This window comes from Bradyrhizobium sp. MV1.5, assembly GCF_055807615.1.
Map to the genome: position 1 here is coordinate 15029 of NZ_JBVVPL010000028.1, position 9615 is coordinate 24643.

Annotated in this window: 8 protein-coding genes and 1 pseudogene; 4 read left to right on the forward strand and 5 right to left on the reverse strand. The window is 66.6% G+C overall.

Annotated elements, in window-relative coordinates; genetic code table 11:
• The first annotated feature begins 250 nt into the window (after positions 1 to 250).
• Both AC0L2J_RS23845 and AC0L2J_RS23850 read left to right on the forward strand, forming a co-directional pair.
• Positions 251 to 1396, forward strand: coding sequence for a YjgN family protein (locus AC0L2J_RS23845; protein ID WP_473394772.1), 1146 nt, complete (start codon positions 251 to 253; stop codon positions 1394 to 1396).
• Between the two features lie 3 nt (positions 1397 to 1399).
• Positions 1400 to 2509, forward strand: coding sequence for a M48 family metallopeptidase (locus tag AC0L2J_RS23850; RefSeq protein ID WP_473394721.1), 1110 nt, complete (start codon positions 1400 to 1402; stop codon positions 2507 to 2509).
• Between the two features lie 18 nt (positions 2510 to 2527).
• Here AC0L2J_RS23850 and AC0L2J_RS23855 read toward each other — a convergent pair whose 3' ends face one another.
• The 4 genes from AC0L2J_RS23855 to AC0L2J_RS23870 form a co-directional block, all read right to left on the reverse strand.
• Positions 2528 to 2737, reverse strand: a complete 210-nt coding sequence (locus tag AC0L2J_RS23855; RefSeq protein WP_007614503.1) for a hypothetical protein — start codon at positions 2735 to 2737, stop codon at positions 2528 to 2530.
• A 79-nt stretch (positions 2738 to 2816) separates the two neighbouring features.
• On the reverse strand, positions 2817 to 3446 hold the full coding sequence (gene upp / locus AC0L2J_RS23860; RefSeq protein WP_473394722.1) for a uracil phosphoribosyltransferase: 630 nt from the start codon (positions 3444 to 3446) through the stop codon (positions 2817 to 2819).
• 159 nt (positions 3447 to 3605) lie between these two features.
• Positions 3606 to 4844 carry a URC4/urg3 family protein gene (locus AC0L2J_RS23865; RefSeq protein WP_473394723.1) on the reverse strand — a complete coding sequence of 413 codons (1239 nt, stop codon included), beginning with the start codon at positions 4842 to 4844 and terminating at the stop codon, positions 3606 to 3608.
• A gap of 7 nt (positions 4845 to 4851) precedes the next feature.
• Positions 4852 to 6108, reverse strand: a complete 1257-nt coding sequence (locus tag AC0L2J_RS23870) for a GTP cyclohydrolase II (RefSeq protein ID WP_473285069.1) — start codon at positions 6106 to 6108, stop codon at positions 4852 to 4854.
• A gap of 399 nt (positions 6109 to 6507) precedes the next feature.
• On the opposite strand from AC0L2J_RS23870, the gene AC0L2J_RS23875 reads away from it, so the two are divergent.
• On the forward strand, positions 6508 to 7635 hold the full coding sequence (locus AC0L2J_RS23875; RefSeq protein WP_473394724.1) for a threonine synthase: 1128 nt from the start codon (positions 6508 to 6510) through the stop codon (positions 7633 to 7635).
• 102 nt (positions 7636 to 7737) lie between these two features.
• Entirely contained in the window at positions 7738 to 8544 is an 807-nt protein-coding gene (locus AC0L2J_RS23880; protein ID WP_473394725.1) for a class I SAM-dependent methyltransferase, read from the forward strand.
• A gap of 180 nt (positions 8545 to 8724) precedes the next feature.
• Here the strand turns inward: AC0L2J_RS23880 and AC0L2J_RS23885 are convergent.
• Positions 8725 to 9441, reverse strand: a pseudogene (locus AC0L2J_RS23885) (DUF2927 domain-containing protein); the annotation flags it as partial.
• Between the last annotated feature and the right edge of the window lie 174 nt (positions 9442 to 9615).

Consider the following 9615-nt stretch of genomic DNA (forward strand, 5'->3'; position numbering starts at 1 on the left):
CCCCCGTTGGCCCCAACCAAAATGGGGGTATCCCGCCCCCCCCGGCCGCCGCCCGGGTTGGCCCCCCCCCCCCGCCGGGCTACCGGACATTCGCGAACGTGATCTCGCGCACGCCCTCGGCCGTGGAATCGTGCCAGAAAGCGACTGGAATCGAGCCAAATCGAACCCGCCCATCTTGGGGATCGACTAATCTCTGATCTATAGTTTGATCGAACCAGGTCCGCACCCCGAGGTTGCCGCCGTGAACGACATGCAATGGGCTCCCATCGGCTCAGAACCCTTACCCCCGCCGCTGCCGCCCGCGCGGGTCGATTTCACCGGCAACCGCACCGAGTTTCGCAAATTGGTCACCAAGGGTGCCCTGCTGGAGCTCGTCACCTTCGGCTTCTACCGGTTCTGGCTCGTCACCGACATCCGCCGTCATCTGTGGGCGAACACCGCGGTCGATGGCGACGCCGCCGAATATACCGGCCGGGCCAAGGAGCTTCTGGTCGGCTTCCTGTTCGCGCTCGCGATCCTGGTGCCGATCTACCTCGCTTACTTCCTTGTCGGAATCGAGTTCGAGCGCTGGCAGGGCTTTGCCTCGACGCCGCTGTTCATCAGCTTCTACGCCTTCGGCCAGTTCGCGATCTTTCGCGCGCGGCGCTATCGCCTGACGCGCACGGTCTGGCGCGGCGTGCGGTTCTGGATGGACGGATCGGGCTGGGCCTATTCGTTCCGCGCCATGCTGTGGGGCTTGCTGGTGTTTCTGACGCTTGGGCTCGCATTGCCGTGGCGCGAGGCCTCGCTCGAACGCTACAAGATGCGGCACACCCATTACGGCGATTTGCGCGGCGATTTCGAAGCCGACGGCTGGACGTTCTTCAAGCGCGGCTGGTGGCTGTGGCTGCTGAGCCCGATCGCGATGGTGATCTTTCCGCTCGCGCCGTTCTTCTATGCCGAGTTCAAGGCGCGCGAGTGGCGCTGGTGGCTCGACGGTATCCGCATCGGCGATGTCAGCGTGTCCTCGCAACTGCCGCACAACGCATTCTACGGCCTGTACTGGAAGGTGATCGGCTGGTGGATGCTGCTCTCGGTGATCTTCGCCGCCTATGTCGGCGGAGCCACCATGCTCGTCGTCAAGCTGAGCGGTCTTTCGGTCGAGCAGGCGTTGGGGCCCGGCAATGCCGCCAAGAGCATCCCGACACTGGTGATGATGGTGATCGGCTACTTCGCACTCGCTCTCGCCCTCAACATCGTCATGCGGGTCTATCTCCAGCGCGATCTCTGGGCCAAGGTGCTGGAAACCGTCGATGTGCACAACATCGCCGCCGCGGCTGACGTGCGCGGCAGCGCCGAGCTTGCCAGCGGTCTGGGCGAAGGCTTTGCCGATGGACTCGATGTCGCGGGATTCTGAGCTGTGAGTGACGTATTCGCCGAGGCCCCGGCGCAGTCCGCGAAGCCGACGATCTTCTTCGACGGCGTGTCGAGCCGCAGACGGCAGGTGGCACTGACGCTCAGTGACGCGCTCGATATCCTCGAAGAGGGTGCGACGCCCGTTCGCTGGGCCTATGCCGACATCCGCCGCGCCGACAGCCCGCCTGGCATCTTGCGGCTCGCCTGCGCTTCCGCGCCGCCGCTGGCCCGGCTGGAAATCCGCGACGCGCGGCTCGCCTCCGACGTGACCGCGCGCTGCATGCGGCTCGACGACCACCAGACCTCGCGCCGCGGCGTCGCAAAAATCGTCGGCTGGTCGATGGCTGCCGCCGTCTCCATCGTCTGCGTCGTGCTGTTCGGCGTGCCGCTCGCTGCCGACCGCCTCGCGCCGCTGGTGCCGAAACCGATCGAGCGGCGCATCGGCGATGCGTCGGAGGTTCAGGTGAAGACGATCTTCGGCCGCAACGCGTGCGAGGACGCGGCGGGGAAGGCGGCGTTCATCAAGCTCGTCAATCGGCTGCGCGATGCCGCCGGCCTCGACGACGATTCCATGACCGCGGGCGTGCTGCCGACCCCGGTGCCGAACGCGTTCGCGCTGCCCGGCGGCAAGGTCTTCGTGCTGAAGGGCCTGCTCGACAAGGCCGAAAGCCCGGACGAGCTCGCCGGCATCCTCGCCCACGAGCTCGGTCATCTCAAGCATTACGACAACATGCGCGGCCTGATCTACAACGGCGGCACCTCGTTCCTGATCGGCTTGTTGTTCGGCGACGTCACCGGCTCGAGCGCCGTGATCTTCGCCTCGCGTAGCGTGGTCGAGGCCTCCTATTCGCGCGAGGCCGAGACCGCTGCGGATACGTTTGCCATCGAGATCATGCACAAGCTCGGCCGTTCGCCGAAGCCCGCGGCCGAATTGATGTTCCGCATCACCGGCAAGGAGGGCGGCGGCCTCACGTCGATCCTGGCGAGCCATCCGCTGACCGAGGACCGGCTCGCGCGCATGACGAAAGAGGATCGCCCCGCCAGCGGCGCGCCGCTGCTGACCGATGCGGAGTGGCGGTCACTGAAGGGGATCTGCGGCAGCGGCAAGGTATAACGGGCCGCCCTCAGCGCATCATTTCGCGGGCGCAGCAGGCGGGTTCGATCCGGTGGTGACGCTCGGCGCGTTGTTCGGGCTGGAGGTCGTGGTCTGCGGACCGACGTCGCGTCCATTGTAGAAGAAGACGGCCGCGACCACGGCGATCACGAAGATCGCGCCGATCGCCCAGCCCACCGGGCTGTTGCGGCGTGCTCTGTCTGCCCTGCGGTCATCCTGATAGGTCATCGTGCTCTCCATCGTAGAGCAGGAAGAACCTTGCGCGGGCGAAGCTGTTCCTAACGTGACGCGGTTTGCGGGCCGGCGCCTATCTTGTCCCGTAGGCGCGGTCGCCGGCGTCCCCGAGGCCCGGCAGGATAAAGCCGTTCTCGTCGAGACCTTCGTCCACCGCGGCCGTCCAGATCGGGACGTCAGGATGCAGTCCGCGCAGCCGCTCGAGCCCTTCGGGGGCGCCGATCAGGCAGGCGAGGCGAATATCCTTGGCGCCGCGCTCCTTCAGCCGGTCGATTGCGGCCACAGCCGTGTTGGCGGTCGCAACCACCGGCGTCACCACGATCGCCAGCCGCTCGCTGAGATCGGACGGCGATTTGAAGAAGTACTCGACCGCCGCAAAACTGTGCGGCTCACGATAGAGTCCGATATGGGCGACGCGCGCGGTCGGCACCAGGTCCATCATGCCGTCGACGAAGGTCGTGCCGGCGCGCAGCATCGGCACGAACACCAGCTTCTTGCCCGCGATCTTGGCCGAATGCATCGTCGCCAGCGGCGTTTCGATGACGGTATCGGCGAGCGGCAGGTCGCGCGTCACCTCGTAGCACAGGAGCATGCCGATCTCCTTGATCAGCTCCCGAAACGATTTGGTCGAGATCGATTTGTCCCGCACCAGGGTCAGCTTGTGCTGCACCAGCGGATGATCGACGATCGTGACGCCTTGCATGGAACGCTCCTAACGAAATGCACTTGGGTGAAACGCGACGGGCCGATGCTTCTTCCCTTCTCCCCTTATGTCCGCCGAAGCCTTGGCGAAGGCGGATGTGGGAGAAGGTGGCGCGAAGCGCCGGATGAGGGGTCTGTTTCCGCGAACTCGAACGAGAGACTAGAACACCGTGCCGTCGCTGATCACCTTGAGCGGCGGCGATCCGTCGGCCCGGCGCGCGAAGGCGATCGCGCGGCCCGCGGCCCAGGTGCCGCCTTCCAGAATGCTGGCGAGCGGCAATGTCTCAGGCGTGCGGCCGAGTTTGGCGCGGACCAGTTCGGCGAGCCGATCGAGCAGCGCCACGGTCAGCGCGCGCCACTCGACGACGAGGAGGGAGTCCACCGCATGCGCACGCTCGGCATCGGCGGCGTCGCGCAGGCGCAACACCCGGTGATCGACGAACAGGCCGCCATTGCGATATTCGGCAAGCCCGGTCAGGCCGTCGATGTCGGTGACGTCAAATCCGGCGCGCTGCAGCGGCTCGATCAGCGAATAGCTCAGCCATTGCGACAGCTTGTGCAGGGGCACGAGGCCCGCGGTCGCATCGTCGGCCTTGATCGCCGGATGGCGCCAGCAATCGCCGAGCGGAATCCCGGCAAGCTCAAGCCGCGACGGCCAGATCGGTCCGAGCTGGTTCAGCACCGCGGATAGGATCGCGGGCGCGGGAACCGCGCCGCCCTTCGCCTGCGCCGCGATGTGATCGAACAGCCCGCCCGGCCGTGGCGTGTCGTGCGAGCCGAACACGTCCGCGCGCTCCGCCACCAGCTTGCCCAGACGCCGCAGCAGATCGGTCCGCCCCTCGAGCCCGAGCAGCGGATTGGCATCGCTCACCTGAAAGGCCGGAGTGAGCGCGGCGAGCGGCAGTTGCGCGAGCACGTCGGCATCGGCCCTGAAAGGCGCGCGGGCATCGTGGGCAAAAAGACCGCTCGCGAACATGTCGAGACTTGCAATCGCCAGTCCTTCGGATCGGCCGATGCTTTGTCCCGTCACAGCGTCGCGGTATCGCCACGCCGCACCCGCGCCGGCATCGAGCAGCACGCTGACGATGGCAAGGTCGAACTCCGCGCGCGCCCGCGCCGCGCGATCGGCCCATGACGCCGAATCCGCAAGCCGCGCCCAACGGTCGACGCCGCCGAGCACGAAATGCCGCCAGCGCGCATGGAACGGAATCTCCAGCGTGGGATAGGCTTTTCGCGTGACAGCCAACACGGCGTCGGCAACGCCGTCCATGCGATCGAGATCGATCGTGAAGTGCGTCAGCCCTCCGTTCAGGCCGATCTCGAGCATCTCGCCGGCACGCGCGCGAACCGCTGCTGCGCTGAGCAGCGAACGGGCCTGCAATTCCGAAGCGTCTGCCATCAATTGATCAGTATTTTTCCAGCGAACGCCCGACCACGCCGTCGACGTCCTTCTCCGGCGCGATGTCGGTGGAGTAATAGCCGGCGGCCTTCTTCGCGGCGATCTCGACATAGGCGTCGGCGGGAATGAGCTCGGGCGGGATCGGCACGCGCTCGACGATGTCGATGCCCTGAGAGGTCAGCGCGTCGTGCTTCATGTCGCTCATCGACAGGAAGCGGTCGATGCGCTTCAGGCCGAGCCAGTGGATCGTATCCGGCATCAATTGCTGGAAACGCGCGTCCTGGACGCCGGCGACGCATTCGGTGCGCTCGAAATAGGCGGCGGCGGCGTCGCCGTCCTCCTGGCGCTTGCGCGCATTGTAGACCAGGAATTTCGTGACCTCGCCGAGCGCGCGGCCTTCCTTGCGGTTGTAGATCACGAGCCCGAGCCCGCCCTCCTGGGCGCCGCGCGCGGATTCCTCGATGCCGTGAATGAGGTAGGGGCGGCAGGTGCAGATGTCGGAGCCGAACACGTCGGAGCCGTTGCACTCGTCATGCACCCGGCAGGTGATCTTGGTGCGATGGTCCGGCAGTTTTGTCACATCGCCGAACATGTAGACGGTGGTGCCACCGATCGGTGGCAAGAATACCTTCATGTCCGGCCGGGTCACGAGCTCAGGGAACATACCGGCGGTCTGCTCGAACAGCGTGCGGCGCAGCTCGGTCTCGTTGGTGGCAAAGCGCTCCGCAAGACCCGGCAGATACCAGACCGGATCGATCGCGATCTTCACCACCGACACGCTGCCATTGGCGTGCACGACGTCGCCGTCGGCGCGCAGGCGCTTGGCGGCGAGCGCCTCGCGGATCTCCGGCAGGTCCAGCCGCGCACGCGTCACCGCGATGCTCGGCCTGATGTCGATGCCCTCAGCGATGTCCTTGCCGAAATTCTCGGCGACGAGATGCCCCCAGGGATCGAGCGCGACGATCTTGGCGGGATCGCTCCATTGCGGAAACGGCCCGATGGTGGCGGCCGGAAAGGTATTGGTGAGGTCGGGACGCCGGATCGGATCGAGTGCGCCGGCGGACACCGCGAGCGCGCGGTACATCGCATAGGAGCCGCCATGGCTGCCGATCACGTTGCGATCCCCGGCGCGCGACACCGTGCCGATGATCGGCCCGCGGGCGCGTGCGTCGGCGGCGCCCCAGTGGATCGGGAAGGCGGCCTTCCTGCCCGGCTCCGGATGGGAGGTGAGGCGGATGTGGTCGGTACGGTTCGCGCGGCTCATGACCAAACTCCCAAAAAGCCAACGGCCCGCCGCTCGGACGGGCCTTGGCTCGTCGCGCTGCCGATGCGGAACATCGGCGGCGCGAGCTCAATCCAACATATTGTAGCGGGCAGTCGCGACAGACAAGTTAATCGTGCTGCGCGGGGCAGGCCGGTTCGCGGCCAAATTCCCGTCGTCCGGCGGCCCGGCAGCGCTTGCCCGAGTGCCACGCCACCGCACTGGCGGAGCTCGCTGCCATCGCCGTAAGATGATGAAATAATTATGGTTTTCACGTTTTCAAGGGGCGGTGCACGGGTTGCGCAGCGGGCGTCGAGTTTCCGGACAAAACGTGTCATCAAACCCAACGTACAGATCGCCTTTGCCCTATCGCCAGCCTCATCGTCTTCCTTGGAGACTGCCATGCCCGCCGCCGCCTACATCGATCCCCGCAACGGAAAGCTCTATCCGCTGGACCAGCCGCGCTGGTGCTCGGACGAACGCACGCCGCTGCTGGTGACGCCGGGGGCCGGGATGTCGCGCGAGGACATCGACGGCCGGGCGCGCTCGCTCTGGCGCTACCGGGCGGCGCTGCCGGTCGAGATCAAGACTCCGATCACGCTCGGCGAAGGCTGCACGCCGCTGGTGCAGCAGGCCTGGGGCGAACTGCGCCCGTTCTTCAAGCTCGAATGGTTCAACCCGACCGGCAGCTTCAAGGACCGGGGCTCCGCCGTGATGCTGTCCTTTCTTCGGCAGATCGGCGTCGAGGCCATTCTGGAGGACTCGTCCGGCAATGGCGGCTCGTCGATGGCGGGCTTAGGTGCCGCCGGCGGCATGCGCGTGAAGATTCTCGCGCCGGCGTCGACGTCGCCGGCCAAGATCGCGCAGGTCCGCGCCTATGGCGCGGCGGTGCAGCTCGTCGAGGGCCCGCGCGAGGAATCGGAGGCCGAGGCCATCCGGCAGTCGAACCAGACCTTCTACGCCAGCCACAATTGGCAACCGTTCTTCCTCGAAGGCACCAAGTCGCTCGCCTATGAGATATGGGAAGATCTCGGCTTTCGCGCCCCCGACAACGTCATCGTTCCCGTCGGTGCCGGCAGCTCTCTGCTCGGTTGCGCCTTCGGCTTCCGCGAGTTGCTCAAGGCGGGCCAGATCGCCAGGCTGCCGCGCCTGTTCGCGGCGCAGCCACTCAATTGCTCGCCGATCGATGCAAGCTTCAAGACGGGCGTCGATACGCCTGTCGCCCGCGAGGTCAGCAAGACCATCGCCGAAGGCACCGCGATCAAGCATCCGCTGCGCCTGCGCGAGATCATCGGCGCGTTGCGCGAGAGCGGTGGCGGCACTGTCGCGCTCACCGAGGACGAGATCGTCGCGGCGCTGCGGCGTCTTGCGCGGCAGGGCCTGTTCGCCGAGCCGACCAGCGCCAGTGCGGCCGCCGCGCTGGACAAACTGTCCGCCACCGGTGCCATCAGGGCGAACGAGACCACGGTCGCGGTCCTCACCGGCACCGGCCTCAAGGCCGCGACCATCGTTGCCGATCTCGTGCAATAGGACCGCAAGGAGGCGAAGCCGTTGCCGTCATGGGCCCGCGTTGAACCTTTGGCATCCGTCGTCAGCCTCATGAAAACCGACCTCGAGCGAAGGGAGAGTTCCATGACCGCGCAAGACCCGTTTGCTGGTTTCAAGGCAGTCCAGAAGGAAGCCTGGTCGCTGTTTACGCCGATGGAAGTGTTCACGACACCCTCGGCCGCCAAGCTCGTGAGCTTCGCCGGGGTCGCGACCGGCCAAAGGCTGCTCGACGTCGGCTGCGGCACCGGCGTTGCCGCGATTACGGCGGCGCGCCGCGGTGCGAAGGTCAGGGGCCTCGACCTGTCGCCAGTCCTGATCGAACGCGCTCGCGAGCACGCGCGGCTGGCGAACCTCGACGTCGACTTCGCCGAGGGCGACGCCGAAAACCTGCCCTATGGCGACAACGAGTTCGACGTGGTGCTCAGCCAGTTCGGCCACATGTTCGCGCCGCGTCCCGAGGTCGCCATCGGCGAGATGCTGCGTGTGCTGAAGCCCGGCGGCATCATCGCCTTCTCCACCTGGCCCCCGCATCTCTATGTCGGACGGATGTTCGCGCTGATCTCCCGCCATCTGCCGCCGCCCGAGGGTGTGGCATCACCGGTGTCGTGGGGCGATCCGAAGATCGTCTCCGAACGTCTCGCGGGGAAAGCGAAGGACATCGCCTTCGACATGGAGATCATGACGCCATCCGCACTCAGCCCGCAGCATTTCCGCCGCACCATGGAAACGACGATCGGGCCTTTGATCAAGCTCATTGCCCAGTACAAGGACGAGCCGGACAGGCTGCGGAGTTTTCGCAGCGAGTTCGAGGCGCTGATCTCCGAATATTTCGACGGAAGCCACAACGTGATGCGCCAGCAATTTTTGATGACGAAGGCGAAGAAGGCGTGAGGCCGCGTTGACAGTGGCTTCCCTTCTCCCCTTGCGGGAGAAGGTGGCGCGAAGCGCCGGATGAGGGGTTGCTTCAGCGAGCTCGAAAGCGAGAGGTTCGCGGGCTGAGAGAACCCCTCACCCGTCTCGCCGCTGCGCGGCGAGCCACCCTCTCCCGCAGGGGGAGAGGGTGAGAGTGCCTCACTCCTTCAAATCATTCACCCGCTTCACCCACGTCCTGACATCGGTGAGCACGTCGGGCAGCGCGGCCTTGACCTCAGCCACGGTCATGCCCGCCTTGATGCGGGGATCGTAGAGCAGGTTGAGGATGTACTGGTCGTAGACGTCGAAATAGCCCATCGAGACGTTGTCGTTGAACATGGTCCAGGGCACGCTCGCGGTGTCGTTGATCGGGCCGAGCGATTGCAGCAGCTCCTCATAGGCGCAGTCGAGGAAGGTGAAATCGCCGTTGTCCACGGTGAGGATGACGTCGGAATGCTCGATCTCGAAATTGTCGTTCTTGCGGAAGCCGGACAGGCATTGCGGATCGAGCGAGGTGCGGATCTCGCGGGCCTTCTCCGCACCGTAGAAGCTCGAGATGGTGCGGAACAGATCGCGGTCGCGCACGAGCTTCACCCGCACATTCGCGGCCTCGCTGCTGTCGATCATGGCGATGTCGAGATGCTGCACGCGCTTGCCGATGTCGGCCACGACCTTTGCGAGCTGCGCCTTGCGGTCGGCGCGGTCGCTCTCGGCAAACACGCGCACCGGCCCGTCGAACTTGCGGATGCGGTCGACACGGCCGGCAAGGTGATATTCGGCGCCGAACGCCGTCTTCAGAAAGCCATCGACGATCTCGCCGTCCGTAAAGCTCTTCTTCTCGGCGCGCTGGCGCGAGGCGAGGGCCGGGCAATAACCCCCGCCGGCGGAGGGTTCGGGGTGAGGGGGCCACCCGCCGGGGGGGCGCGCCCGCCGGGGGGGGGCGGGGGGGGGGGGGGCGGCGCGGGGGGCGCGGGGGGGGGGGGGGGGGGGGAGGCGGGGGGGGGGGGGGGGGGCGGGGGGGGGCGCCCCCCCCCCGCGGGGGGGCCCGCG

What these genes read in the sequence shown, in the direction of transcription:
- AC0L2J_RS23845 (WP_473394772.1), top strand. Translation starts at nt 251, where the DNA reads ATGCAATGGGCTCCCATCGGCTCAGAACCCTTACCCCCGCCGCTGCCG.
- AC0L2J_RS23865 (WP_473394723.1), bottom strand. Translation starts at nt 4,844, where the DNA reads ATGGCAGACGCTTCGGAATTGCAGGCCCGTTCGCTGCTCAGCGCAGCA.
- AC0L2J_RS23870 (WP_473285069.1), bottom strand. Translation starts at nt 6,108, where the DNA reads ATGAGCCGCGCGAACCGTACCGACCACATCCGCCTCACCTCCCATCCG.
- upp (WP_473394722.1), bottom strand. Translation starts at nt 3,446, where the DNA reads ATGCAAGGCGTCACGATCGTCGATCATCCGCTGGTGCAGCACAAGCTG.
- AC0L2J_RS23855 (WP_007614503.1), bottom strand. Translation starts at nt 2,737, where the DNA reads ATGACCTATCAGGATGACCGCAGGGCAGACAGAGCACGCCGCAACAGC.
- AC0L2J_RS23875 (WP_473394724.1), top strand. Translation starts at nt 6,508, where the DNA reads ATGCCCGCCGCCGCCTACATCGATCCCCGCAACGGAAAGCTCTATCCG.
- AC0L2J_RS23880 (WP_473394725.1), top strand. Translation starts at nt 7,738, where the DNA reads ATGACCGCGCAAGACCCGTTTGCTGGTTTCAAGGCAGTCCAGAAGGAA.